At 42.8% G+C, this 25,128-nt stretch carries 26 protein-coding genes and 1 riboswitch; of the genes, 7 read left to right on the forward strand and 19 right to left on the reverse strand.

Features of this window, described 5'->3' with window-relative positions:
- The first annotated feature begins 462 nt into the window (after positions 1-462).
- Together ACQKFO_RS15355 and ACQKFO_RS15360 are read left to right on the forward strand one after the other, a co-directional pair.
- Positions 463-2,106: an SWIM zinc finger family protein gene (locus ACQKFO_RS15355; RefSeq protein WP_427599823.1), complete on the forward strand. Its 1,644-nt coding sequence runs from the start codon at positions 463-465 to the stop codon at positions 2,104-2,106.
- The gene (locus ACQKFO_RS15360; protein WP_427599824.1) at positions 2,099-4,924 is read left to right on the forward strand and encodes a DEAD/DEAH box helicase; all 2,826 of its coding nucleotides are present in this window, start codon (positions 2,099-2,101) and stop codon (positions 4,922-4,924) included. The genes ACQKFO_RS15355 and ACQKFO_RS15360 overlap by 8 nt, the downstream gene beginning before the upstream one ends.
- Positions 4,925-5,230: 306 nt before the next feature.
- On the opposite strand, the gene ACQKFO_RS15365 is transcribed toward ACQKFO_RS15360, so the two are convergent.
- The gene (locus ACQKFO_RS15365) at positions 5,231-5,404 is read right to left on the reverse strand and encodes a hypothetical protein (protein ID WP_427599825.1); all 174 of its coding nucleotides are present in this window, start codon (positions 5,402-5,404) and stop codon (positions 5,231-5,233) included.
- A 24-nt stretch (positions 5,405-5,428) separates the two neighbouring features.
- On the reverse strand, positions 5,429-5,809 hold the full coding sequence (locus tag ACQKFO_RS15370) for a single-stranded DNA-binding protein (RefSeq protein WP_427599826.1): 381 nt from the start codon (positions 5,807-5,809) through the stop codon (positions 5,429-5,431).
- Positions 5,810-6,076: 267 nt separating this feature from the next.
- Here ACQKFO_RS15370 and ACQKFO_RS15375 point away from each other — a divergent pair, with 267 nt between their 5' ends.
- Both ACQKFO_RS15375 and ACQKFO_RS15380 read left to right on the forward strand, forming a co-directional pair.
- Positions 6,077-6,517: a YwpF-like family protein gene (locus ACQKFO_RS15375; protein WP_427599827.1), complete on the forward strand. Its 441-nt coding sequence runs from the start codon at positions 6,077-6,079 to the stop codon at positions 6,515-6,517.
- A gap of 97 nt (positions 6,518-6,614) precedes the next feature.
- On the forward strand, positions 6,615-6,935 hold the full coding sequence (locus ACQKFO_RS15380) for a helix-turn-helix domain-containing protein (RefSeq protein ID WP_427599828.1): 321 nt from the start codon (positions 6,615-6,617) through the stop codon (positions 6,933-6,935).
- 33 nt (positions 6,936-6,968) lie between these two features.
- Here the strand turns inward: ACQKFO_RS15380 and ACQKFO_RS15385 are convergent, their stop codons facing one another.
- Together ACQKFO_RS15385 and ACQKFO_RS15390 are read right to left on the reverse strand one after the other, a co-directional pair.
- A complete protein-coding gene (locus ACQKFO_RS15385; RefSeq protein ID WP_427599829.1) occupies positions 6,969-7,106 on the reverse strand; it encodes an anti-repressor SinI family protein in 138 nt (45 codons plus the stop codon).
- A 33-nt stretch (positions 7,107-7,139) separates the two neighbouring features.
- Positions 7,140-7,298, reverse strand: a riboswitch (cyclic di-GMP riboswitch).
- Positions 7,299-7,701: 403 nt separating this feature from the next.
- Complete coding sequence (locus ACQKFO_RS15390) at positions 7,702-8,403, reverse strand: hypothetical protein (protein ID WP_427599830.1); 702 nt, start codon at positions 8,401-8,403, stop codon at positions 7,702-7,704.
- A 230-nt stretch (positions 8,404-8,633) separates the two neighbouring features.
- Between ACQKFO_RS15390 and ACQKFO_RS15395 the strand changes: the two genes are divergently transcribed.
- Together ACQKFO_RS15395 and ACQKFO_RS15400 are read left to right on the forward strand one after the other, a co-directional pair.
- Positions 8,634-8,960, forward strand: a complete 327-nt coding sequence (locus tag ACQKFO_RS15395; protein WP_427599831.1) for a helix-turn-helix domain-containing protein — start codon at positions 8,634-8,636, stop codon at positions 8,958-8,960.
- The gene (locus ACQKFO_RS15400; RefSeq protein ID WP_427599832.1) at positions 8,953-9,561 is read left to right on the forward strand and encodes a class D sortase; all 609 of its coding nucleotides are present in this window, start codon (positions 8,953-8,955) and stop codon (positions 9,559-9,561) included. The genes ACQKFO_RS15395 and ACQKFO_RS15400 overlap by 8 nt, the downstream gene beginning before the upstream one ends.
- Positions 9,562-9,712: 151 nt before the next feature.
- Here ACQKFO_RS15400 and ACQKFO_RS15405 read toward each other — a convergent pair whose 3' ends face one another.
- From ACQKFO_RS15405 to ACQKFO_RS15465, 13 genes are all read right to left on the reverse strand, one after another.
- On the reverse strand, positions 9,713-10,009 hold the full coding sequence (locus ACQKFO_RS15405) for a hypothetical protein (RefSeq protein WP_427599833.1): 297 nt from the start codon (positions 10,007-10,009) through the stop codon (positions 9,713-9,715).
- A 201-nt stretch (positions 10,010-10,210) separates the two neighbouring features.
- A complete protein-coding gene (gene fabZ / locus ACQKFO_RS15410; RefSeq protein WP_427599834.1) occupies positions 10,211-10,642 on the reverse strand; it encodes a 3-hydroxyacyl-ACP dehydratase FabZ in 432 nt (143 codons plus the stop codon).
- Between the two features lie 384 nt (positions 10,643-11,026).
- On the reverse strand, positions 11,027-11,305 hold the full coding sequence (locus ACQKFO_RS15415) for a DNA-directed RNA polymerase subunit beta (protein ID WP_427599835.1): 279 nt from the start codon (positions 11,303-11,305) through the stop codon (positions 11,027-11,029).
- A gap of 15 nt (positions 11,306-11,320) precedes the next feature.
- A complete protein-coding gene (locus tag ACQKFO_RS15420; protein WP_427599836.1) occupies positions 11,321-12,163 on the reverse strand; it encodes a flagellar hook-basal body protein in 843 nt (280 codons plus the stop codon).
- A 60-nt stretch (positions 12,164-12,223) separates the two neighbouring features.
- A complete protein-coding gene (locus ACQKFO_RS15425; protein ID WP_427599837.1) occupies positions 12,224-13,054 on the reverse strand; it encodes a flagellar hook-basal body protein in 831 nt (276 codons plus the stop codon).
- A 65-nt stretch (positions 13,055-13,119) separates the two neighbouring features.
- Positions 13,120-14,130: a rod shape-determining protein gene (locus ACQKFO_RS15430; RefSeq protein ID WP_113969218.1), complete on the reverse strand. Its 1,011-nt coding sequence runs from the start codon at positions 14,128-14,130 to the stop codon at positions 13,120-13,122.
- Between the two features lie 498 nt (positions 14,131-14,628).
- Positions 14,629-14,889, reverse strand: coding sequence for a sporulation transcriptional regulator SpoIIID (gene spoIIID, locus ACQKFO_RS15435; protein WP_032086905.1), 261 nt, complete (start codon positions 14,887-14,889; stop codon positions 14,629-14,631).
- Positions 14,890-15,277: 388 nt separating this feature from the next.
- Positions 15,278-15,937: a 3'-5' exonuclease gene (locus tag ACQKFO_RS15440; RefSeq protein WP_427599838.1), complete on the reverse strand. Its 660-nt coding sequence runs from the start codon at positions 15,935-15,937 to the stop codon at positions 15,278-15,280.
- A gap of 7 nt (positions 15,938-15,944) precedes the next feature.
- Positions 15,945-17,840 (reverse strand): DUF294 nucleotidyltransferase-like domain-containing protein, encoded by a 1,896-nt coding sequence (locus ACQKFO_RS15445; protein WP_427599839.1) that lies wholly within the window; start codon positions 17,838-17,840, stop codon positions 15,945-15,947.
- The gene (locus tag ACQKFO_RS15450) at positions 17,821-19,488 is read right to left on the reverse strand and encodes a sodium:solute symporter family protein (protein WP_427599840.1); all 1,668 of its coding nucleotides are present in this window, start codon (positions 19,486-19,488) and stop codon (positions 17,821-17,823) included. Before ACQKFO_RS15450 ends, ACQKFO_RS15445 begins: the two co-directional genes overlap by 20 nt.
- A gap of 43 nt (positions 19,489-19,531) precedes the next feature.
- On the reverse strand, positions 19,532-19,834 hold the full coding sequence (locus tag ACQKFO_RS15455) for a DUF4212 domain-containing protein (RefSeq protein ID WP_148971179.1): 303 nt from the start codon (positions 19,832-19,834) through the stop codon (positions 19,532-19,534).
- 24 nt (positions 19,835-19,858) lie between these two features.
- A complete protein-coding gene (locus ACQKFO_RS15460; RefSeq protein WP_427599841.1) occupies positions 19,859-20,041 on the reverse strand; it encodes a hypothetical protein in 183 nt (60 codons plus the stop codon).
- Between the two features lie 370 nt (positions 20,042-20,411).
- Positions 20,412-21,341, reverse strand: coding sequence for a peptidoglycan DD-metalloendopeptidase family protein (locus ACQKFO_RS15465; RefSeq protein ID WP_427599842.1), 930 nt, complete (start codon positions 21,339-21,341; stop codon positions 20,412-20,414).
- 419 nt (positions 21,342-21,760) lie between these two features.
- On the opposite strand from ACQKFO_RS15465, the gene ACQKFO_RS15470 reads away from it, so the two are divergent.
- The gene (locus ACQKFO_RS15470) at positions 21,761-22,198 is read left to right on the forward strand and encodes a VanZ family protein (protein ID WP_427599843.1); all 438 of its coding nucleotides are present in this window, start codon (positions 21,761-21,763) and stop codon (positions 22,196-22,198) included.
- 38 nt (positions 22,199-22,236) lie between these two features.
- On the opposite strand, the gene spoIID is transcribed toward ACQKFO_RS15470, so the two are convergent.
- Together spoIID and murA are read right to left on the reverse strand one after the other, a co-directional pair.
- Entirely contained in the window at positions 22,237-23,250 is a 1,014-nt protein-coding gene (gene spoIID / locus ACQKFO_RS15475; protein WP_427599844.1) for a stage II sporulation protein D, read from the reverse strand.
- Positions 23,251-23,801: 551 nt separating this feature from the next.
- Entirely contained in the window at positions 23,802-25,106 is a 1,305-nt protein-coding gene (gene murA / locus ACQKFO_RS15480; RefSeq protein WP_427599845.1) for a UDP-N-acetylglucosamine 1-carboxyvinyltransferase, read from the reverse strand.
- Positions 25,107-25,128: the final 22 nt, after the last annotated feature.

The raw sequence follows: 25,128 nt of genomic DNA on the forward strand, positions 1-25,128 counted from the left end.
TTTTGAGGTTTTATTTTCAACTTTCGGGTTTTATTTTCAACTTTGAGCATTTTATTTTCAACTTTCAGGATTTATTTTCAAAATCGCACATTTTATTTTCAAAACCATCCCAACGACCGGAGCCAGACAACATTTTTTACTCAGTTTCAAATTTTATTATCGACTTTAAGGGTTTTATTATCGAGTTGGTACCATATATTATCGACTTTGCCTATTTTATTATCGACTTTCACGTTATATTATCGACTTCGTCCAATATATTATCAACTCCCCCTCTCAAGTCCCAAACGCTCCAATCCCACTCTGCCTCCCAACGAACCACACCGCCCACTACACAATTCGACAAACTCCCCCACCCTCACCTCACACTCTTCCACCACTTCCCCCGCACCATGTTCCTTTTCCCCCTCCTTTTGCGTTATAATAAAAGAATGCGATTTTATAGATTGGAGAGGTTGGTTGATGTCGATTCGTATTCAGGAGTTGAAGGATAAGTTACTTCCCATGAGTCAGTCGATACAGGGTGAATTGGACCCGAATCAGGACGAGAGCAAGAATGTCGTTTCGAAGGGCCTTCTTTTGTTCCGTCAAAATCTGGTTTCGAACGTAAAGGTCCGTGATGAAGAAGTGACGGCCGAGGTGCAGGATGTGACGCCTGTCACCCTCGAGCTGAATTTTTCGTTTCCCCTTTTAAGTAAGTGCTCGTGTCCTCAAGGTAGTTGGTGCCGGCATCAAATGGCAACCTTTTTTATGCTATATAACAAAGTTGGACGGGTCAGTGAGTGGATCCAGAATTGGCGGAATCAGTCCCAGCCTGCTACTCAGGAATCACAGTCTTTGGACGATTTATTGAAAAAGCACAGCAGTACCGGTGCTCTAAAGAAAGCAAGCGATCTATTAAATGAACGGAAAACACGGGGAAACACGCCGGATGAATGGTGGCAATTCTTTAACTCTATCCTCAAGCAGGAAGACTTGGAGTTACTTGAAAGACAGCCCTATTTGATGGATGTCCTCGTTCAAAATATAACAAAACGATTCATGAAGGAAGCTCCATTCGAACGGGAATGGAAGCCTCTATACCAGCTCTTTGCTACCTTCTTTTTGTCGATTCACATCGATCTTTATTTACAAAAGAGGAATGTAGAGCTGAGCCGAGAGCAGTACAGCATGTATGATTTTCTGTTAGGGGAAATGGAAGACGCGGTTGAGAAACTGTCGGTTCACGCCATGCCGTTCAGCTTCGATCCGTACATCGCCTTTTTGAAAAAGCAGACGATCGAGATGAGTGATTCCACCGAAAATAGTACGATGATGAAAGCCGAAGTATACCGCTTCCTATGGTATTACTTGTTCAAACACAAGTCGTGGCGACGTGAAGAGGTTGCGCGTTTAGAAGAAAGCAGCGCGCAGGATTCTACTTTTTACAACGTCGCCATCCTCCATCAATATTTACTCCTTGAAGACCTGAACAAGGCAAGTGAAGTGGTGGATGAACTCGGTACGGAGCTCGTCGCGTTCAGTGAATTCTGGCTGCGCAAATTTTTCGTAGGGAAGCGTTACGAAGTCGGCTTCTTCCTGGTCCGCAATATTTTATCGAGAATGCCGGATCACCTTGAGACCCTCGATTATTATGAAGCTACCCGATTCGTACGATGGTTTGTGCGGATCCTGCCTATGGATTGGCTGATGGAAAAGGACAGCTCCCTTGTGAATGAACTTCTTCTATCCATGCTTCCGTACAGCTTCTTCTCGTACAATGAGTATCTGATCAGCGCGAAGGCCTATCGTGAATGGGTTGAGCTGCAAAAGTACATGAGCTACAGTATTCAGGAAATGGAAGGCATGGGCCTCCGGGACGTGACGAAGGAAGCACCTGAGCTTGCCCTTCCGATCTATTACGCCGGGGTGATGGATGCGATCGATCAGAAGAATCGGGACAGCTATAAGCTTGCGGTTCGTTACATGAAAAAGATCCGGACGATTTATAAAAAGACGAAGAAAACAGACAAATGGGATGTGTATCTCCCCTACATTTTAGATAAATACAAGCGATTACGTGCGTTCCAAGAAGAGTGCAGAAAGGGTAAGTTAATCGATGCTTAAACTGTCTTCCGTAAAAATCAACGTCAATACAACTGAATATGAAGACCGTTTCTTCATCACTGCGGAAAACGACGAAGGCAAACTTCTGCCTCCAAAAGAATGGAAGAGTCAGTTGTTTCTTTGGCATGAAGAGAGTTACTACGGGACCCTCCTTGAGGATTCCACAATCGGGATTGCGGTGACTCAGTGGCAACTGCTTACATTATTAGCCGGTGAGCATTTCAGCAGCATGATCCAATGGGATTGGGACGAAACCGGGCAGGCATGTATTGCGATTGCCCCTGTGATCTACGAAGCGATGGAAGCCGGTCGCTGGCTGCCCCGTTTCGAGGAATGGCAGGAAAAAGGGTTGCAGTTCCATATCCCTGAAGAAGTATGGTCTAATTTCAACGACGAGTTTTGGGAAGAAGAGCTTCCTGATGGAGGTCCGTCCCTCAAATCATTAACGGAAAATTGGTTTCAGGGTGCGTTGAATGAGGTGATGGCTTCGGGTGGCTCGAGTGCGATGAAGAGAATTCAGAAGCTGAAGGAAAGTACGCTTACGTCTGAAGAGCTGGATGCGTACTTCGATGAAAAGCGTTGGAGTGAGTGGATTGCCGGTGAGGATGAGGAACTTCCGTTTTCGATCGGTCTGAGGATCTCTGAGCCGCTTGATGAGGATGAGTCGTGGGAGCTTGAGACGATCCTCAGAGACCGTAAGAAAACGAATCGCGTCATTTCACTGGCTGAAGATACAGTCCCCCCTTCCTGGAAAAAGCATCTGCCTGATGTATCTGAAGAACAGGAACGGTGGATGAAGATGATGCCGATCCTGCGCGATGTGGACGGTTCCCTCCGTACAGCCCTTGGTGAGCACGATGCCTGGGATTTCCTATCCGTATTAAGTGAGAAGCTCATCGACTTGGATATTGAAATCCTCCTCCCGTCCTGGTGGGAAGCGATGAAGGATGCCCAGGTGCTGGTCAAAGCCAAGCTTAAAAACACGGACACAAGCTATCGCCCTTCATTCGTAGGCTTGAATGCCATGCTTGATTTCGACTGGAGACTATCCATGAACGGCGTCAATCTGTCAGAGGATGACTTTAATCAGCTCGTCGATAATCAGCGCCGCTTGGTAAAGATCCGCGGTCAGTGGATGAAGCTTGATCCTGCCATGATTCGCCGTATTCAGCAAATGATGACGAAAGCGAAGCAGGAAGGGATCTCGATCCAGGATATGCTGGAGCAGGAACTTGTTCCCCGCGATTCCGATGAATCGGATATTGAGCCTGATGACGACGAGCATGATCCTTATAAATATGCCAAGATCCAGCTTGAACTCAATCGATCGATGAAAAAGATGATCCATCAGCTGACAAATGTGTCCTCGATTCCATTAACGGAAACACCTGACGCGTTTATCGGCGAGCTCCGTCCTTATCAGCAGCTGGGGATGAGCTGGATGCTCTTTTTACGAAAATTCGGCTTTGGCGCTTGTCTTGCTGATGATATGGGACTTGGAAAAACGGTACAGCTGATTACGTACCTGCAGCATGTAAAAGAAACCGAGAAACCGAAAACACCTTCCCTGATCGTTGCCCCTACCTCCGTTCTCGGAAACTGGCAGCGTGAGTTGGAGAAATTTGCTCCGGACTTGTTGGTTCACCTTCATTATGGACCGACCCGGACGAAAGGCGAACAATTTGCCAAGGAGATCAAAGGCGTAGATGTGGTCCTCACCTCTTACGGCTTGTCCCACATCGACTTTGAAGAATTATCTGAAGTCGTCTGGACTTCGATTTCCCTTGATGAGGCGCAAAATATCAAGAATGCCAATACGAAACAATCACGTGCGATCCGTAAACTCAGCGGGAAGCATCATATTGCGCTGACCGGGACCCCGATGGAGAATCGGTTGTCCGAACTATGGTCGATCTTTGATTTCCTTAACCACGGGTACCTTGGTGGATTCACGCAGTATCAGAAAAACTATATTGCGCCGATTGAAAAGGATGAATCCGAAGAAAAGGTCAAAGAGCTTCAGGCAAAAATCAAGCCGTTCCTATTGCGTCGAACGAAGAAAGATCCAGAAGTGGAATTGAATCTGCCTGAAAAGCTGGAGCAGAAAGAGTATTGTCACCTGACCACTGAGCAGGCGGCATTATATGAGCAGCTGGTGAAAGATACTCTAGCTAAAATTGAAACACTGAGTGGATTTGAGCGAAAAGGATTAATCCTGCAAATGCTCAATCAACTGAAGCAGCTATGTAACCACCCTGCTCTTTATTTAAAAGAACCGGATCCAAAATCGATCCTCTCCCGCTCTGAGAAAATGCAGAAGCTGAAGGACATCGTGGAAACCGCTCTCGAGTCTGGCGAAGCATGCCTGATATTCACTCAATATATTTCAATGGGTGAAATGATCCAGGAAGTGATGAAAGAAGAATTCAACGTCGATGTCCCATTCCTGAACGGTAGCATGGCAAAAGGAAAACGCGATGAGCTCGTGGAAAAATTCCAGAATGGTGATTTCCCAGTATTCCTATTGTCACTGAAAGCAGGCGGAACCGGATTGAACCTGACCGCAGCCAACCACGTCGTCCACTACGATCGCTGGTGGAACCCTGCGGTAGAAAATCAGGCGACCGACCGGGCTTATCGGATCGGACAACAGCGATTCGTCCATGTTCATAAGCTTGTCTCTTCAGGTACACTGGAGGAAAAAATAGATGCCATGCTGACGAAAAAGCAGGCATTGAATGACGAAATCATCCGCAGTGATCAATGGGTTACGGAATTGTCAGATCAGGAATTGGAGTCGTTGTTGGTGTTGGAATAGTTGTATTGATTTTAATCGTTATATTTGCCTCTTACCTCATGATGGTAGGAGGCTTCTTTATTCCTGTTGGGGCTATTCCAATCGTACTCTTGAAAATCAAAAAAAACGCCGGCCTCCCAAAAGGAAACCGACTCTATATGAAGACAATAAGGGGAACGACTGCTTACTTGATTCACTGCTACACTTGTTTATTTCTAATGAGGTATGTTTGAGGCGTGTTGCGATGACCATTGGATTTTGAGACAGCTGCTTATAAGATTGGTTGGATTGTTCGTATGGAAAGAATTCTGGGTGAGGTTTTATTACTTATGACGAGGTCTTCAAGACTGGATTGGGGTATTCGTATCCTTGCTCTAGGGCTGTCACCCGTTGAGATAAATAGAAATTTTCCACGTTCGCTCTTGCTACTTTTTTGATGAGGTCTTCTGTTAATTTTTCCATTCTGTCAATTTTTTGTTCAAGATCTTGCAGTGTGGCCACAACTCCATCTCCCTTTAAAAAATATTAAAATGGTAATTCGATTGGCTCTTTCTTGCTTGGCTCGGGGCCATCCGCCGCAGTTTCCCTTCTGCTGTCCATGAACCGGACATTTTCAGCGACGACTTCGGTTACATACGTCCGTTTTCCCTGATCATTATCATAATAGCGGGTTTGAATGCGACCGGTCACTCCAACGACAGATCCCTTCCGGCAGTATTTCTCCATATTGTCTGCAGCCCGGTTCCATACGGTGCAGAGCACAAAGTCTGTATCAATTTGGCCTTTTTGATTCTTGTAGTTACGATTCACAGCTATCGTAGCGTTAAGTATCGATTTCCCTTCCAATGTTTTTCTTGTTTCAGGATCCTTGGTAAGCCTTCCAACGAGGGTCACTTGGTTGATCAATGAATTCTTTCCTCCTTTCTCTTAAGCTGCTTTCATCTTACAATCTTCTGTCTCATCCTGTAAAATCGTGAATTTCCGAAATTCGAGGCAAAAATGGCTTGAATTTCGGAAATTCGCCTAGGGAGATTTTCAACTTTTCTCTCAAAATCAGGTTCAAAATCACAAAATTGCATCTTTCGTCCTTTTTTTTCATCGGGGAATTTGTTAGGGAAACAATTCCTACTATGATATAATTTTATAAAACCTTTAAATGGGAGATGTTCGTTCATGAAAACCTTTAAAGTTATTTCACTGCAAGTAGTGGAGAACGATGAACTGCATGACTTTGAGATAGTGGACGGTCTGATTATTAATAAAGAGGATGGACAGAGTACGTGGCTTGTCGAAACATATTTGTCCAATGAATATATCGAGTTCTTTCAAGAGGCTCAGCAAAGCAAGGAAGATTTGGAAATCCAGGTCGTGATTTCCCATAAAGCCAATGATCCTGCTGCTTTCATGACTACAATCCGTTGTATTAAAGAGATGGATGAGCATATCAGTATTATGTTTGAGGGTAAATTGAAGAAACAGCGGAATGAATATGCAGAATTACTCCTTGATGACTTAGTGCAAAAAGGATATTCGGGGGAAGAACTCATCCGGGAATTCCGTGAGAAAATGGTATCGAAGCCAAGGATTCCAGCAACGGCAAAACCGAGCGTCTAATTGTGCGAAATTATGTAATATCCGTATGAGTCATTATGATATAATTGTATTTAATATTGTGACTTCTTAATTGAAGTTCTTAGGTAGGTGTTCTCTTGTGATTGGAGAAAGAGTAAAGAAATACAGACAAGAAAAACGCATGTCCATGACAGAGCTTGCTGATAAAGCCGGTGTTGCAAAGTCTTATTTGAGTTCAATAGAGCGTAACCTTCAACAAAACCCTTCTATTCAATTCCTTGAGAAAGTTTCAGCTGCTTTAGGGATTCCGATGGATGCTCTTTTACACGATCTACCAGATGATCAAAATATCGATCATGAGTGGCTTAAGATTGCAGAAGAAGCTATGGATTCCGGTATTACAAAAGAGCAGTTCCGTGAGTTCATTGAGTTTAATAAGTGGAAATTAGGCAATAAATAAAGTCTTGCGAGGGATTCGCAAGACTTTATTTAATTAAATCACTTTATACTCTGATTTCACTTCCTGGGGATGGTTTTGAAGAAATTCTCTGATTTCTGATTTAGAAATTCCGGCGTCTAAGGCTTGTTTAATTAGTTCCATCCATTCAAGATCAAGTTCACGATTTGTCAATATAAATACCCTCCCAAAATACATGTATGTATTCCAGGCAATCCAGCCATCATAGTTATCAAATAAACACACCTTCTTCATCAATATTTTCTTTTCATTATATTCATGATATTTATGAAGATATGCCTACTTTCCCACCTTAGATCTGTGACTTTGCGTCCTTATTTTTCAATAAGTTTGCCTTTATCTGACTCTTCCCTTCGAACTAATTCGATTATACTAATAAACTTTCAGGGTATTTGTTGTTTTTTGTCAATTCTGTTAATTTAATTTACACTTTTTTCCTACACATTCGACTATAATCTGACATTTACAAAAATATAACTATGTTGCGATTAATAAATCGTGTAAAAGCATGTTGATCTTTGTCGAAAAACTACGAATTCATGCTATTTTTATATGCCTCTAACTTCCTTTTAAGAGGAAGGACTTTATCATTAATATTTTGGTAATTACTAGAATCATAGAATGGCTGATCGGATAAGTCAAATTTACAGGTAGGACAAACCCATTCTCCCGTTTCAGTGCTACTATAAGATGGTCTTGTACATCGTCTACATATTTTTTTGTACATGGGGTCACCTCTTCATTCAGGTTATGTTTCTTTATTCTTAGATAAACGTCTATTTACATATATTAGTGCTAATCCTGTTGTAGTTAATATAAAACCTACCGTTAATAGCAGGTAAAGGTTGGTTGCAGTGTTAGGTAGTTTTGGGCCTTGTGATGATATTGGCGAAGATTGGGTTTCATTTGTTCCCGTGTTTATCGGGGTGGGCTTATCATTACTGTCTGGTTGCTTTACCGGATCATTAGAATCCTCTGGAGGCGTAGTCGTTGTAGTTTCAGATGCTACAATCACGATTTCAAAATATGCTGATGTTTGCTGAAATTCATTCCCTAATTCATATGGCATTTCAACCCGGAAAAATAAACTGTCAGTCGCACCTTTTTTTAATTGCTTTGGCTTAAACCCATTGAAATTCTTTAATTGATTATCATAGATTAAATTGGATTTATCTCCTTCAAACACCTTCAATTCCAATTCGTTAAATAGTTTCCTGTCAGATTGTTTATTATCGACGCGAATGGAGTAGTTAAAATTTTTCTCCCCGCCATTTTTAATCTTCAATTCCCTCTCTGCCCAATCACCCGGCTTCATGTTCGAAATATTAAATAAGAAATTTTCGTTAGGTATTAATATGATATCTACTTCATTTGCATACGTTTTATGATTCATTATTCCAGAGATAAAAAATAAGATTAATAACATTACGACGATTCTTTTTTGATTCATTTTTTTCATCTCCCAGAACCCACAAATTTGTTCTTTTTAAAGAACACCTTAACTCATTATAAGATTTCACTTGTAAAATGAAAATCTTCAAAAATATTGAAATACCCCTCAAAAAATGTAGTTATCGATACTTTCCTCTTTATTCCTTTAGAATTCACTTTATTTCGTACTTTATAAAATAAAAATTGTTCTATATAATGAATTAAATGAATTGTGAAGGAGTTATCGATATGGTAGGTGATAAGATTAAAGATCTTCGTGAACTAAAAGGGTTAACGATAAACGAGCTTGCTCATCATTCAAATGTTTCTAAATCATATATAAGTTCTATTGAAAGAGGAATTCAAAAGAATCCTTCCATTAAGGTTCTCAAAAAAATCGCTCTTACTTTAGATACTTCTTTAGAAAATATTCTTTCATCTGATAAGAGTAAAATTTTTTTAGATGAGGAATGGGTTGAACCACTAGAGAAGGCCATTCACCAGGGCTTAACGAAAGAGGAATTCCACGAATTTCTTTCTTTTTTTCAGTATAAAAGGAGGAAACATCATGAGTAGAAAGGTTTTTCTAATGTTGGGGATACTTATTTTATCTAGCGGGCTCTCTTTTGTCATATATTCATTCCTTCAGATGAAAAGTAACGATGCAGCGGAAAATGAAGCTCTGGAGAAAGCAAAAGCAAGTATTATGGAAAATTCTTCAGTACATAAGAGTTCAGAACCAATCACATCCTCTCAAACTTCAATTGATTACCACTTTGAAAAAGGGGATGTCATTGGGGTTTTACATATTCCAAGACTGGAAAGGGATGTAGCAATCATTGAAGGAACCGATGGGGAGGAACTAAAGAAAGGGGTAGGTCATTATTCATCAACGTCACTACCGGAACAGAAGGATCAAATATTTTTGGCCGGGCATAGGGATACGGTATTCAGAAATATTGGTGAACTCGAGCACGGAGATATACTTTCCATAGTTATGCCCATGGGAACCTTCTCCTATGAAATTTTTAAAACTTATATTGTAGATGAAAGTGACACGTCGGTTATTCGGGCAACCCGTCCCAAGGAAATTCTGACTCTTTCTACTTGCTATCCTTTTACCTTTATTGGTGCTTCATCCGAACGATATATTATTGAGGCTATAAGAATTCACTAAAAAGTTAACCTTTGGTGTGAAGATCAATCATTTTGTCTTCTAATCTCCTTAAAGAAACCCATTAGGAATTACATCTTCTCTTTTTTTGTGGGAGTATGATTCAAAAATTAAAACAGAGACAACACTAAGCTGCCTCTGTACGTTGAAATGACTACTCGTCCTTCTTATCCTGATCCTGCATATCCTTATCATCTTCTACAGCGTCTTCTTCAGGTGTGTTATTATCCTTCGCTGCATCTTTGTCGCCTTGCTCGTTTTTGTCCTCTGTCTCAGGGAGGTTTTCTTCACCCATGTCCCCGTTATCTTCGTTCATGCCATCATCTTCCGGCACTTCTTCTTCTGTTGGTGCCTCATCTTCCGGAGGTGGCTCCTGATTTGCGTTACATCCTACAAGAAGCATGGCAGCAAGTGCTGATCCACCAAGAATGGATAATAATTTTTTGCTCATGATGTATTACTCCTTTCTAACGTGTATGTTAGTTAATGTAAGACCGATACTTTGGTCTTTCGTTAGCATTCCCTGAAAATGAATTTACTTGCATATTGAGTGAAATTTTTTAGGCGAAATTGATTTTGAGCATGTGAAGAGGTATAACCAAAAAATGGGCTTGAAGTGAACGAATCACAACAAACCCAGTTTGCTCAATTTTTATTGTTTGTCTCCTAAAGCGAACATCATTTCTAATTCACAAGCGACTTCTCCATCAACCGTCGCCACGCCTTTTCCTTTACCGATCGGCCCTTTAAAACGGATCATTTCGACTTCAAGTTTCAGCTGGTCCCCCGGCTTTACTTGACGCTTGAAACGGCATTTATCAATACCAGTGAAGAAAGCCAATCGTCCGCGGTTATCCTCCACTTTCAACATCGCCACGGCTCCGACCTGAGCCAGTGCTTCAACAATTAATACACCAGGCATTACAGGGTAATCAGGGAAATGCCCATTGAAGAATTCCTCATTCGCCGTCACATTCTTAATCCCAACCGCTTTCTTACCTTCTTCCACCTCAAGGATTCTATCCACCAACAAAAACGGATAACGATGGGGAATGATCTCTTTAATTCCATTAATATCAAGCATTCAAAATTCCTCCTACCAATATGTATGTACACCTTATTGTACAGAAATTGGGCGGGTAATAGCAACAGGAGAGGGACGGACCTCGAAAACAACTCCCTTTGCTTTGCAAATCCTTGTATATCAAGGTTTGTTATCCAAAAGAGAACAAACTCGAGGTCCGTCCCTCTCTAGATTCCATTAAAAAAGGATCGTCCCTTTACTAAGAGAGCAATCCTGCTTTGATTTTAGTTATATTTGATGATAACCGGCTGGAAATTTTTCTGTTACGAAAAGAGGGACGGACCTCGAATACAAAGCTCCATCCGCAACGAAACCCTACTATATCAGGATTCATTGCCAAAAGCTAAATATATCGAGGTCCGTCCCTCAAAAAGTAAAAAGAAGTTATTTTTTCATCACGATGTCAATGATATGCTGCCAGGTTTCTGCTTTGAAGACGTCGGCTGCTTTGCCGTCTCCGATGCCTGCGAAGCCGATGATGGCACCCAGTACGAGACTTCCTGCAAGAAGGAGGATGAACAGAAGGATTCTGAGCCATATTGGCAGCATGCGGACACGTACCCAGCGCGCAGGTTTGGATTCGTCCTTATGCTTGGCTTTCTTTTCTGCTTTTACTGATTCTCTTGTCGTTTTTTCTTCTTGTAGTAGCTCTTTTTCACTCATAGCATTTAACTCCTTTTAGCGTATCCCATTTACAAGGCCCATCATTTGATCTGCAAGGGAGATCGAGCGGGCTTGAAATTGATATGATCGTTGGACATTCAGCATGTCCGTCATTTCTTTGCTGATATCAACGTTCGAGGCCTCCAATGAATTCTGAACCATTGAAATATCAGAGCGTGCTCCTCCAACGACATTCGTTACGACTTCATCTTCCGTAACCCCGAGTTCGTCCAGGTTCTCTGCAAACCCTAACAGATTACCGCCAAACTGCTGTAGAAATTGAGACTTTTCAACCGTGACAATCCCCAGGTTGAATTTCTCTTCTACGCCGCCTGCACCCGTAACCGTAAGGATCCCATTATCCCCTAACTGGAAAGAAGACGCATCTTCTGAAAATGTAATATAATTATCGTTCTCATCCAGGACCGGTAATCCGCTTCCGTTCACGAGCGTCGCTTCCCCATTCCCGGTTGGACTGACAAAGAATGCTCCGTCTCTCGTATAGCGCACGGCACTTGAATTGTCATCTTGAGCAAGGACTTTAAAGAACTGACCCCCACTGGTTAAAGCAAAATCCAGCGAGCGACCCGTTGATTTCAAGGAACCCTGGTTCAGGATCAGTTGAGATTGTGAAAGCTTCGCGCCACTGCCCTCCCGTACTCCAAGAGGGGTAAGTCTGCCTGTTTCAAACTCTTCCACCCGCTGATTGTTCACCTGCTGCACAAGTAACTCTGAGAATGTCGCTTCCCGGCGCTTGTATCCATTTGTATCTGCGTTCGACAGATTATGACCAATCATGTCCATCTGTTTCTGCAATTGACCTAATGTGTTGGTTGCTGTAATCATCGTTCGATTCATGACGTGTTCCCCCCTATTATAAGGTATATAGTGACGAAATTCATTTACAATCTTTAACTATCAGTTGACACGACCGATTTCGTTGGCTGCTTTTTCCATACTTCGATCATACGCCTGGAGGACCTTCTGATTCGCTTCAAAGGCTCTGTACGCAGATAACATCTCCGTCATCGTACGGGATGCATCGACATTGGACCTTTCAAGGAATCCCTGCTTGGTGGTAAAAGAAACATCGGCTTCTTCATAGGCATCAGGAAGAGGCACATTTCCTTCCGTTGCAAAAAGCCCGTCTCCCTGTTTCACAAGTCGGTTCGGATCTTCTGAATAGCCGACACCCAAAGTAGCCACAATATTTTCATCGACAAGAATCTGACCTTTTTCCCCAACAGTGAACCGGTCACTGTCCAATTGAATACGCTCGCCATTTTCATCCAGAATATAAAAACCACTGTTCGTCGTGAGAAATCCGTTTCCATTCACAGTCAGGTTCCCATTTCGTGTATAGCGGGGATTTCCATCCGCACCTTCAACCGCCAGAAACACCGATCCCGCTTCTTCATTGGCCGGCATCGATACATCCAGTAGCGCAATGTCCAGGCTTCTTCCAGTCTCCTGAAGATCACCCTGTAAAAAGGAAGGGATTGTTTCCTGCATATACACGCCCGTATTGAGGGCTCCCACTTTTTGATTGAATGGAAGGGATAATTTGTTCTCTGTCGGAATCGACGTGGAATCCATCCGCTCCATGAGCATTTCCGGAAACGCCCGCATCGATGCCTGATCTGCTTTAAAACCCGGTGTATTCGCATTCGACATATTATTCGTTAACATTTCAGTCTTGCGCTGCTGCGAAAGCATTCCTGATGCCACTGTATAAAATCCGCGAAACATATTTTTCACCTCATAACTTTGCCGTTTTTATATCGGATGACTGGTGCAATATTTTTATAAAAAAATTATATAATGCTTCTTCTGGAAATTTTATCGATATTCTCAAGCATTAACCCTGTCCCAATCGCTACGCAATCCATCGGGTTTTCTGCAATGAGAACCGGTACTTTCAGTTCTTCTGCAAGAAGGGTATCCATTCCGTGAAGAAGTGCTCCCCCTCCTGTTAAAATAACACCGCGGTCAATGATGTCCGCTGATAATTCCGGTGGAGTCTTTTCAAGAACATTCTTGGCAGCTTGTACGATCACTGCCACTGATTCACGAAGGGCCCCTTCGATTTCCGTTGATGTCACCGTAATCGTGCGTGGCAGACCAGAAACCATGTCACGGCCACGGATGCTCATTTCTTTTCGATCTTCATCTAATGTTTCTGAGAATACCGTCCCGATGTTCACCTTGATATCTTCCGCTGTACGCTCCCCGATCAGAAGCTTGTACTCTTTTTTAATATAGTTCAGGATTTCATGGTCAAATTTATCACCGGCCATCTTGATGGACTGACTCGTCACGATGTCACCCATGGAAAGAACCGCAACATCCGTTGTTCCTCCACCGATGTCCACGACCATGTTTCCTGTTGGATTGAAAATATCCATCCCTGCTCCGATCGCAGCGACCTTAGGCTCTTCTTCTAAATAAATCTTCTTACCACCGCTCTTTTCAGCCGCTTCCCTGATCGCCTTTTGCTCAACACTTGTGATGTTCGTTGGGCAGCAAATCAAGATTCTTGGTTTAGAAAGAAACCCTTTTACATTCAATTTATTGATAAAATGCTTCAGCATTGCTTCTGTTACATCAAAGTCAGCGATGACCCCGTCTTTTAACGGACGAGTCGCCACAATGTTTCCAGGAGTACGCCCAACCATTCGACGAGCTTCCTCTCCTACCGCTAATACCTTGCCTGTATTTTTGTCCAAAGCCACAACCGAAGGCTCATTCAGGACAATCCCTTTTCCTTTAACATGAATTAAAACATTAGCCGTACCAAGATCAATCCCAATATCTTTCGCGAACATCTTGTGTTTCTCCCTTCTTCTTTTACAAATTCATCATCATATTTCATCTATGGTTTCATCTTAATGTCATTACGTAAAAACGTTAAGTCAAAACTTTCACCTAATTAATTATTTTACCATAAATATGTCGAAGGGAGCTATTATTTGTCAAAAAAATGTATTGAGTTTGTTATTTAATTGGAAAAGTATAGGAGTATTGGTGTGGATTGTTACAGGAGCGTTAAGGTTTGGTGAAGTTGGGCGGGATGGGGTGGTTTTGTACCTGGTACATCGGAGCAGAATTGTACCTGGTACAATATATATTTTCTTTCACCTGTTAAAATACCGTACTTATTAGACTGTTGATCTTTGGAAGATTATTGACAGGTGAATTCCAATCAATATTTAACTGTTAAAAAAAGACGAAAATTCAACAGGCAAAATTGCTTCGCTTCATTTCCCCCAAAAACAAAAACACACCAAGCATGACCCATCTTTCTGGGGCTTGGCGTATTTTGGTTAGCTGTGGAGCTCTTCTTTTTTGTATTTTTGCTTCGTCGCTTCTCCACCTCGTAGATGCCGGATAGATTTATGATAATCAAGTATTGTTTTGACTTCATTTGCGAGTTCTGGATTAATTTCTGGCAGTCGTTCTGTTAGATCTTTATGGACAGTACTTTTGGATACGCCAAACTCCTTCGCAATTACACGAACAGTTTTTTTCGTCTCCACGATATACTTACCAATCTTGATTGTTCTCTCTTTGATGTAATCGTGCACACCACTCGACCTCCCTAAATTGGATGTGAGAAGTGTGAAATGAGACTCGCTTTCGCATCAATGAAATAGTATAGACCGCTCTCATACAAATACCCATGTGCAAGCGGCAGAAAGCCTTATTTAAACCACAGCAGCTTTCTGATGTTACAACATATAAACAAATATTCAGCTAATGATCAATGATATAACGACGATTCCTCACCTCAAACACTCTCTATTTTGATAGGTTTGTATCATTTTATTAGCTTGTGCCCACATATATGCACAAAAAACACAATAAGGACAAGGTTCGAGGTTAATTTTCTGAAAAATCACTCTTAGGGACGTACCTTCACTTGGTTTCCGGAGTTAAATCGTCCACGGGAATGTATCCGATATGCATCACCCTTCACCCATTACCCCGGCTGACCCGGACCAATTCCCCCCAGGTTTCCACCTTTCGATCTCTCAACAGCTCCAATAATTCCACAAACAAATAAGCCGTCATAAGGGCATCGTTTAACGCACGATGTCTCGGGTACAACCTGGTTCCGAATAACTGGGCATACCGCTCAAGATCTCTCATATCATATGAGGGCGAAAGATATCCGATTAAATTAAGCGTGTCCAGGCTCGGTGCCATTTGCAGATGAAGTCCGGCCCGCTTCAGTTCACTCTTCAGCACGAGTTCATCAAAGCTTACATAGTGCCCAACCAGACTATTCACGGCATTCTCTTCTAAAAAAGCGAAGAAGTCATGGATGGCATCCCTTGCTTCCGGCGCTTGTTCGACATCTTTTGATTGAATTCCCGTCAGCTGGATTATTTCCTGAGAAATGAGTCGATGAGGATTGGAAAATGTCTGAAATGTGATGTTTTCCTTTACCTCATACCCTTCTACTATAACCGCTCCGATTTCCAGCAGGCGGTCCTCCGCTCCAACGCGGAATCCTGTCGTTTCCGTATCAAAGACAACAAACTTCAGGTCTTCGATTTTTCTGTTTAAGGGGACTGAATCATAGTTCAGCGGACATTCGATCTTTTTCTTTGAAAAAATGAAGATCTTCACATCCCTTCTATGTTAAAGAGTAATGAGACAGCATCATTTGTTGAAATTCACGAATCGTTTTCACACTCTTGTATAGGTTTTCTTTTTTGCGGGTGGTGAGTGAGGAAAGGTGTACCGTATCCCCCTGAGCTTTCCGCTTTAACTCTATATAGAGCTTCATGATTTCCTGGAATGCTTCGGATAAATCTTCTGCAAACTCCGACGAAATTGAACGTTTTTCTTTCAAGAAGTCCAGCTTCTCTTTTGTCGACCCGGAGGTATTCCCATGAGCAGCGTTCAAGATCTGCAAAGCATGATGAAAAGGAAACAGAATGTCTTTCTTGATGGATACTGTTTTTCGATCCATACCTAATATCGAACGGATGGAGGAGTGAAGGACTGGAACCGGCTTGGCTTTTTCGACTTGAGCCAGCCGTACCAGTAATATTTTCGCACTGCGGAGCTGCTCTTTTATCACGTCTTCAAATGTTGAATGGAGTGCTATATCCCCAAATGAAAAACGGTAAGATAAGAAGTTTTGTACCTTCAACAGGGTTTCTTCGGACGAATGGACAGACCATTCTCTCAGTCTTTCCTGCCAGGAACCCATACTCCCTGTCCACGTTTTCTGGTTCGCCATCATTCCTCCGTCACAAAGACGCAGTCCTGCCTTTTCTAATGCCATGACGACTCTATCAGCAAAATCACAGAAATATTCCAACGCTTCCTTACTATATTTTTCATAAACCAGGAAATGATCTTGGTCGGTCAGCATAAACTGCTCTTTCCTTCCTGCTGAGCCCATGACGTAAAAAGCATACGAGCATGGGCTTTCCCGTCCTTCCTGAAGCAATTCTTCCTCAACCTGCCTTAAGATACGCTGATAAATACGATCGAATAGTCCCGACATGAAATCGAGTATGTGAAGCACAGGAGCTTGTGCTTGCCAAAGGCTCGTAAGCATCGATTCTACCGTAGGTTTAACCTTTTCCAGGGGGAAATCTTTATTCTCAAGCTTTCTTGCGCTCGTTAGCGTTCCTATATGGTTCGCTTTCATTACATCGTGGAGGGTGATGATGCCGACGATAGGTCCGTCCCTCTCCTTGTCCCCGGCAACGGGCAGGTGTTTGATGGAGTGGTCGATCATGGCGGCGAGGGCTTCATACAGGTAGGCGTCACGGGTAATGACGGTTGGGTTGGGGGTCATGGCCATGTTTACCGGTTTAGTGAGAGGGACGGACCTTGCAAGGCATCTGGAGACGAGGTCTCTTTCTGTCAGGATTCCTGCAATGCGGTTGTTTTCCAGAATGATGACAGAGCTGACCCGTTTTTCTCCCATGGCCCGAGCTGCATCCTCCAGGGAATCATCACTCCTGACCGTTACGACTGCATTCGTCATGACATCACTTACCCGCTTAAGAATCGTCGTCCGCTCTTCAAGCCCGTGCGCCACTCCCACTTGCTGCGACAAAGAAAAATAAACATCCTGAAGTCGTTTCGATGTTTCCTCCAATAAAAAATTCTTCAAATAAGGTTCATTCCAATAGTTTTGCAAACTAGTATACGGAACGAGACAGAGCAGGCAGTCCTCCTTCGCCTTGACCTCAACCGAGGAATACACACTCTCCTCCACATCTGTTTTCAATACAGAGTACAGACTCGATAAACCAACAATCCCGTCCTTCGAAATGATCTCGAGAATCTCTTCTTTTTCCTTTGTCACAACAACTTCTGCTTCTCCCTTCACAACAAGATAGAGTCCCAGACGATGTTCAAAGCTTTTAAGAATGGTAGAAAGCTTTCCCACCTCAAGCCGCTTACACTCAGTAAAAAGGGAAAGAGCCGTACTCCGCTCCATCCCCTTGAAGAAGGGATGAAGGAGTACAGCTTCTTGAAATGATCCGTCAGGCTTTGAAGTCGACATCGTCGTTCACCCAAACTTCTCCGTCCTTGAAGGTCATTTGTTCCGGGTAACGGAGATCCATTACCTCTTCCTGAATCTTTTGAGAAGGTGCTTTCGTTATAAGTGACACGACGATATTGGCAATGGTGGCTGCCGTTGCGCCAAATACTCCTGCCCCCGTATCAATGATGCCAAATAGGGTGACTCCCGATCTTGCCAGGAAGATATACGTAAGGGTTACTCCTAACCCTACGAGCATCCCTGCAATGACCCCTTGGGCATTCGAGCGTTTCCACCATACTCCGAGTAAGAGAGCCGGGAAGAACGTTCCGGACGCCAGTGCGAAGGCCCAGGCGACGATCTGGGTGATAACCCCTGGAGGATTAAGAGCCACGATCCCGGCGAGCACCGTCGCGATGACGATCGACCAACGGGCAACAGCCAGACGATTCTTCTCCGTCGCGTTCGGCTTGAATACACGGTAGTAAATATCATGAGCAAAGGAAGACGATATTGCAATCATCAGTCCGCCTGCTGTCGATAACGCCGCTGCCATGGCACCAGCAGCAACGAGACCGATGACGAATACGCCTAAATTCGCAATTTCCGGTGTGGCCATGACCACGATATCATTGGAGATGATAATTTCCTTCCACTGAAGGATTCCATCCCCATTTGCGTCTGCGACCTGTAATTTCCCCGTATCCACCCAGGATTTCGTCCAGGAAGGCAAGTCACTGATTTGGCTTCCCGCTACCTTTGTCATTAAAATGAAGCGGGAGAATGCTGCATAGGCAGGTGCAGATAAATAGAGAAGACCGATGAAAAGAAGGGCCCATGCTCCTGACCATCGAGCCGCCTTCATCGTAGAAACCGTATAGAACCGAACGATTACGTGTGGAAGTCCTGCGGTCCCTGCCATCAACGTAAACATGAGAGCCATGAACTGCCACTTCGTACCGTTTGTAAAAGGAGCAAAGTATTCCGAGACCCCAAGCTCCCGATCGAGCTCCCCGATTTTCCCTACCAGTTCCCCATAGGAAATCCATGGTGCGGGGTTTCCGGTAATTTGAAGGGACATAAATATAACAGGAATTAAATAAGCGATTATAAGAACAACATACTGAGCAACCTGCGTCCACGTGATCCCCTTCATCCCCCCGAAAGCTGCGTAGAACGCGATGAGGACAACCCCGATCATCGTACCGACTTTGGCATCGATTTCGAATAAACGTCCGATTACGACGCCTGAACCCGATAGCTGACCGATGCTATACGTGAAACTGATAATGATCGTACAGATCGCGGCAATGACCCTGGCCGTGTGGCTGTTATAACGATCCCCGATGAATTCCGGTACCGTATAGCGCCCATATTTCCTAAGCTGTGGGGCAAGTAAGAAGGTTAACAGCAAATATCCTCCCGTCCACCCCATTATGTAGGCAAGTCCATCATACCCGAGGATCATGACGGTACCAGCCAGTCCAATGAATGATGCAGCGCTCATCCAATCGGCCCCGATAGCCATCCCATTGAAGATCGGCGGTACGCCACGTCCTGCTACATAGAAGTCCGATGTTGCTTTCGCTTTGTTATAAACAGCAATTCCGATATATAACGCAAACGTCAACAGAATAATCGACGTTGATACTAAAAACTGAGTATCCATTTATCGTTTCCCCCTGCTATGCTCTATATTTGGTTGAAGCCTTTTAATGATCCAGTGTTTTTCCGTAACTGATCTGTTCATTTTTACTTTCATCGATTCCATACTTTTTATCGATTCCATCGCTTACCTTCGCATTTACGTAGAGTAAGATGATGAAAATGACAATGGACCCCTGAGCACCCATAAAGTAGTGAAACGGAAAGCCATTGAGTGTGATCGTTGACAGGCTTTCAGCAAACAGCACGACCCCAAAGGAAGAGACGAGCCAAATCACTAAATACATTGCCATATAACGGTTTTTTTCTTTAAAATACTGGTCCGCTTTTGCTCTATCGATCTTCTTCATTTATGTAACCCCTTTTCAAGCTCATTATTTTAAACTGAAAATAAATTTCACGGTATCTAAAAACGGAATCGGGACCATGGCGATTTGAAAAATAAAGTAAATGAATAAAGACAAGAATGGAATGGTTAAGAAGAAAGCCCGCTTCTTTCTCAGTGCAAGAAAAATACTTCCTCCTGTTATGAGTAAAATCGCAATGAAGTAAAGCAACTTTTCACCTCCTGATTTTGTAGGTGTCTCCTTAATCACACGTCCTCCCATTAATAAAGATTAAATTTTCTGAAATTTCATTCATGCCCTCATTATCTTTTTTGGAAAAAGCCTGGTCAATAAAGAAAAAACGACAAATCTGTATTAGATCTTTCTCTTTATAAATAAATCATTTTACTAAAATAAAGATATTGAAAAATGGTATTGCATTAGTAGAACGGAACGGTATGGAAATACTTTCCCAGTAAAATAATCCCTTTGTCGAATTTCCGAGGAAATTTTTTTATATGAATGTGGCCACAATTGGAATAGATCTGAAAACAAAAAAACTGACCGTAAATCACCGGTCAGTCTTTCTTCATCTATATGATTATTCTTCGTCTTTTACGTCAGAGCCATTATCGGCTGCGTCGTCTTTTTGATCAGCATTTTCTTGTTTCGGCTTTTGCTCAGCTTCCGGTTTTTCTTCAGCTGCATCGTCAGCACCGTTTTCTTCAGTTGCTTTGTCTTCTGTTGCTTTGTCTTTAGTGGCTTTGTCTTCGCTAGCTTGATCTTCAGCTGCGTTTTCCTGTGCAGCTTCAGCATCCGGCTGTTCACCTGAAACCTTCTTGTCTTCTAATTGCGCTTCTTGAAGTGTTGCAAGGGACTTATTGAAGTACTCCAGTGGATTCACTGCTACATTTGCTTTACGAATTTCAAAATGTACGTGAACGCCAGCTTCTTCATTGAATAAGCTCTTACCTGCTTTAGCGATAGCTTGTCCTTGATCTACTACATCTCCAACCGCGACTTCAAAGTCTTTCACTGATTGATAACGAGTAACGATTCCTTTGCTGTGCTCGATTTCAATCGTGTTTCCAAGTAGGGAATCTTCTTGAACCTTTGTGACTGTACCGCTCATGGCAGCCAGAACATCGAATTCTTTTCCATCTTTAGAGATGTCGACTCCTTGGTTCGGATAATACATGTTACCATAAACGACTAGGGCAGCTTCCTGTTCTTCCGCTGATGCTTCAGTATCGTAGAATTGTTTTTCGATGACTGTGTCCTCAGGGCTCGCAACAGGCATTACAAAGTTTTCCAATGAACGATTGACTTCTTCTGCAGGCTGGTTGAACTCATTGTCAGTAGGAACTCCATCATAGCTGTAATCCTTGGCTTTCTCGTTTACATCATTTCCTGCCTGGTACCACAGAATCCCCGTGATAATGATTGCTGCACTTGCTAAATAGATTGCTGGGTATGCCCAACGTCTTTTCAAAAAGTTTTGAGAAGGTTGTTTCTTTTCTTCCTCTCTCATTTTCATCACCTCAGCAATCATTCTGAACAGAATTCAGAAAATATATACACATTCGCAAAAAAAATTTTTAATTCTTATCTTTCGACAAAGGGATGGAAAATATGTATGATTTTAAAAATAAGATGAAACTTTTTTTTAATAAAGCGCTTTTCGTATTTTCACAGAGATTTCCGCTACAGGCGCTCGCTTTCCGCGGGGCGTGAGTTGAGCCTCCTCGGGCTTTGCCCTGTGGGGTCTCAACTTTCCCACTATTCCCGCAGGAGTCGAGGGCCTTCCGCTACAATCAACTTTCTGAGATTCGATTTTTTACACAGCCATTAAAATAACAATCTAAAGATCTGACCAAATGATTTATTTATGATAAAGAAATCACTGTCCTGCATGATACAATATTAAAAAACAGAAAGGACGAGCTGCATATGAAGAAGTTACTGAAATATGTGCTGACAGCTGCGCCTTTTCTCTATATGATACTTATTTGGATTATGTCGAGTAATCCGGATGATGCCGTCATTCGTTTCCCTGATAATCAGTTGGATCGTTTTATTAAAGAATCTCTTCATTTAATCGAATTCGGTATTTTATATGGATTATTTGTAGTCGCTCTGTTGGCCCATGGAAAGCTTCGATTCACTTTGAATTTCACCGTTGCGTTGATTGCGATCTTTTATGGCTTTGTGGATGAGATTCATCAATCCTTCGTTCCGTATCGGTCGGCAACGATGATTGATGCTGCCAAGGATTTGATCGGAGTCACTGTCCTTTTTTGGATTGTGAACCGGACTTACTTTAAAAACCCTGATCATCCATTAACGAGAAAGATGAAGAAGCTTGAAGCCTATTTAAAAAAGGATTGAGTCTGGTCACCTTGACCTTATAGACTCAATCCTTTTTATTATCTTTGTGCTGTCACTTTCTGCAGCAGTTTATCTGACTCTGTTATTTTGACGTCTTTATAGTAATGCGTAACAATGTCTTGATAATCCTTGCCTTCCTTCGCCATTCCGTTTGCTCCGTATTGGCTCATACCGACTCCGTGGCCATATCCTTTTGTAGCAATGACGATATGATCATCCTTCAGGTACCAGGTGAAGTCTGAAGATCTCAGTTCTAACTTTTCTCTTATATCACGGCCGGAGAATCCTTTGCCGTTTATTTCAACACTCGCTACCCTTTTGCCTTCTGTTCTTGATGTGATCGTTCCTACCGAGCCATCCTTTGGCAGGGTTACGCCCAGTTTCTGCTCAAACTCTTTGATCGGGATAACCTTTTGATCTTCGTATTTGGGTGACGCCGAGTCCCAAGGGCTTTCGACACTTCTTAAATATGGATATTCATTCGGCCAGTAAGCCTCTGAGTTTTCTGTGTAACCATTACTCGTTGAGAAGAAGGCTGCCGTAATGGGCTTACCATCATAGGTCAGCACCTGCCCCATCGTTTCAAGCACCGCTTCGGATATTTTCTTGACCTTCCAGTCATAGTCGGCACCCCAGAGGCCAGCAAGCTCCTTCTGGTTCTTATATACCTGATGAGAGACCGTATCTGTCACATCGGCCCCCTTCGGAACAGTGGAGTCCTCAAGTAAAAGCTGATTCACAATATACGTCCTTGCTGCAAGGGCTTGAGCTTTTAAAGCCTCCTTTTCAAAGTCTGCAGGCATTTCACCAGCTACTACCCCTACTACATACTGCTCCAAAGGAAGTTTCTCGATCAGGTCCTGGTTGGAGCGATAAACCGCTACCTCAACCGAGTTCGCCAGCTCTTCGACGGATGGCGGATTTTTCAGTTTTTCGTCTAAGTTTGCCGTTTCCTTTTCTGATGAAAATGGGAGCACGAGAAGAGTAGGGACAATAAAGATGATGCTGATAAAGATTGAGAAGATGATCAGTACTGGTTTCAAATGCTTCATGTTCGCGGCCTCCAATGAAAGATTAAATAGGAGAATGTCCTAGCACACTTCTCCACTCTCTTTCATATGTATGGTAGTGGACAAGCAATTATGAATCTTTTAAGAGTGATTTTGACGTTTTGGAATGGTGAATTTGGAATAAGGAATGAAGTGTGTTGATGAGCCGATACATTTTTGAAAATAAAATCTGAATTTTGAAAATAAATGTGTCAGAATTGAAAATAAAAGTGAAAATTTGAAAACAAATACTCCATAATTGAAAATAAACGATGTTTTCATCTCATTTTCAAACGTCTCAAGCTATTTCTCTACTGATTTTGACGATATTTCAAGATGGCCCATTGCAAATCCAGCGGTTTTTGCTGAAAATCCAGCCGTTTTGGATTAAAATCCGGCCATTTTCACGAAAAATTCAGCCGTTTCTGACAATAATCCAGCAGTTATACTTATTTTACCAAAAATTACCGAACAATAACGCCCAGCCCGATTCTCAGCCCAAACAAAAAGGCGAGCTCTTCTATAAAAGAAAAGCTCACCTTTCTATCTAATGCTTACGCATCTTTAATCATGTCTTGCTCAGAAACAGGTGTTTCTTCTACTTCTTTCACACGCTCGATATCGGCACCTAAGCCTGCAAGCTTCTGATGGAAGTTCACATATCCACGATCTAGATGCTTCAGTTCTGTCACTCGAGTGTAACCGTCTGCTACCAGACCTGCGATCGAAAGAGCTGCTGCTGCACGTAAGTCCGTTGCAGCCACTTCTGCTCCTTGAAGAGGCGTTGGTCCGTTCATAATTACAGAGCGGCCTTCAATCTTAATGTCTGCTCCCATACGACGGAATTCTTCAGCATGCATGAAACGATTTTCGAAAACTGTTTCAGTGATGACGCTTGTGCCGTCAGCTGCTAGAAGTAATGCCATCATTTGAGATTGCATGTCTGTTGGGAAACCAGGATGAGGCATTGTTTTGATATCGACAGATTTTAATTTCTCCGGTCCAATGACACGAAGACCTTCTTCTTCATCGATGATCGTAACACCCATTTCTTCCATCTTGGCAACTAATGAAGATAAATGTTCTGGAATCGCACCTTTTACAAGGACATCACCTTGAGTGATGGCAGCAGCAACCATGAAAGTTCCCGCTTCGATACGGTCAGGAATGATGCTGTGCTCGACACCGTATAGACGGTCTACACCTTCGATACGGATCGTTCCAGTACCTGCACCCACTACGCTTCCTCCCATTTTGTTCAGGAAGTTGGCTAAGTCGACTATTTCAGGCTCTTTTGCGACGTTTTCAAGGATTGTTGTTCCTTCTGCAAGGACTGCAGCCATCATGATGTTTTCTGTCGCCCCAACGCTTGGGAAATCCAGATAAACCTTGGCACCTTTCAGTCTTCCGTCTACTTCAGCTTCGATGAAACCATTTCCTACCTTCACTTTTGCTCCCATTGCTTCGAAACCTTTTAAGTGTTGGTCAATCGGTCTTGATCCAATCGCACATCCACCAGGAAGTGCAACACGTGCTTTACCTGTACGTCCAAGTAATGATCCCATTACAAGAACGGATGCACGCATTTTTCGAACATATTCGAACGGTGCTTCCACAAACAACTCTCTTGATGCATTCACGATGACTTCACCTTGGTTAAACTCTACATCTGTATTTAAATGACGTAATACTTCATTAATCGTATATACATCGGAGAGTGGTGGTACGTTTTTAATGACACTTTTTCCTTCACTTGCTAATAATGTAGCAGCGATGACTGGTAAAACGGCATTCTTTGCTCCTTCAACTTGCACTGTACCGCTTAAACGCTGACCGCCGCGGACGATAATTTTTTCCAAGAGTATTCCCCTCCGCGTCCAA

The organism is Rossellomorea sp. NPDC071047 (assembly GCF_050270195.1).
Lineage (GTDB): Bacteria > Bacillota > Bacilli > Bacillales > Bacillaceae_B > Rossellomorea.

Bases quoted from the DNA above. Each gene is read 5' to 3' on its own strand.
- ACQKFO_RS15355 (WP_427599823.1), top strand. From the start codon at position 463: ATGTCGATTCGTATTCAGGAGTTGAAGGATAAGTTACTTCCCATGAGT.
- ACQKFO_RS15465 (WP_427599842.1), bottom strand. From the start codon at position 21,341: ATGAGAGAGGAAGAAAAGAAACAACCTTCTCAAAACTTTTTGAAAAGA.
- ACQKFO_RS15395 (WP_427599831.1), top strand. From the start codon at position 8,634: ATGGTAGGTGATAAGATTAAAGATCTTCGTGAACTAAAAGGGTTAACG.
- ACQKFO_RS15375 (WP_427599827.1), top strand. From the start codon at position 6,077: ATGAAAACCTTTAAAGTTATTTCACTGCAAGTAGTGGAGAACGATGAA.
- ACQKFO_RS15445 (WP_427599839.1), bottom strand. From the start codon at position 17,840: ATGTCGACTTCAAAGCCTGACGGATCATTTCAAGAAGCTGTACTCCTT.
- ACQKFO_RS15450 (WP_427599840.1), bottom strand. From the start codon at position 19,488: ATGGATACTCAGTTTTTAGTATCAACGTCGATTATTCTGTTGACGTTT.
- fabZ (WP_427599834.1), bottom strand. From the start codon at position 10,642: ATGCTTGATATTAATGGAATTAAAGAGATCATTCCCCATCGTTATCCG.
- ACQKFO_RS15405 (WP_427599833.1), bottom strand. From the start codon at position 10,009: ATGAGCAAAAAATTATTATCCATTCTTGGTGGATCAGCACTTGCTGCC.
- spoIID (WP_427599844.1), bottom strand. From the start codon at position 23,250: ATGAAGCATTTGAAACCAGTACTGATCATCTTCTCAATCTTTATCAGC.
- ACQKFO_RS15390 (WP_427599830.1), bottom strand. From the start codon at position 8,403: ATGAATCAAAAAAGAATCGTCGTAATGTTATTAATCTTATTTTTTATC.
- ACQKFO_RS15400 (WP_427599832.1), top strand. From the start codon at position 8,953: ATGAGTAGAAAGGTTTTTCTAATGTTGGGGATACTTATTTTATCTAGC.
- ACQKFO_RS15425 (WP_427599837.1), bottom strand. From the start codon at position 13,054: ATGTTTCGCGGATTTTATACAGTGGCATCAGGAATGCTTTCGCAGCAG.
- ACQKFO_RS15420 (WP_427599836.1), bottom strand. From the start codon at position 12,163: ATGAATCGAACGATGATTACAGCAACCAACACATTAGGTCAATTGCAG.
- ACQKFO_RS15430 (WP_113969218.1), bottom strand. From the start codon at position 14,130: ATGTTCGCGAAAGATATTGGGATTGATCTTGGTACGGCTAATGTTTTA.
- ACQKFO_RS15455 (WP_148971179.1), bottom strand. From the start codon at position 19,834: ATGAAGAAGATCGATAGAGCAAAAGCGGACCAGTATTTTAAAGAAAAA.
- ACQKFO_RS15360 (WP_427599824.1), top strand. From the start codon at position 2,099: ATGCTTAAACTGTCTTCCGTAAAAATCAACGTCAATACAACTGAATAT.
- ACQKFO_RS15415 (WP_427599835.1), bottom strand. From the start codon at position 11,305: ATGAGTGAAAAAGAGCTACTACAAGAAGAAAAAACGACAAGAGAATCA.
- ACQKFO_RS15470 (WP_427599843.1), top strand. From the start codon at position 21,761: ATGAAGAAGTTACTGAAATATGTGCTGACAGCTGCGCCTTTTCTCTAT.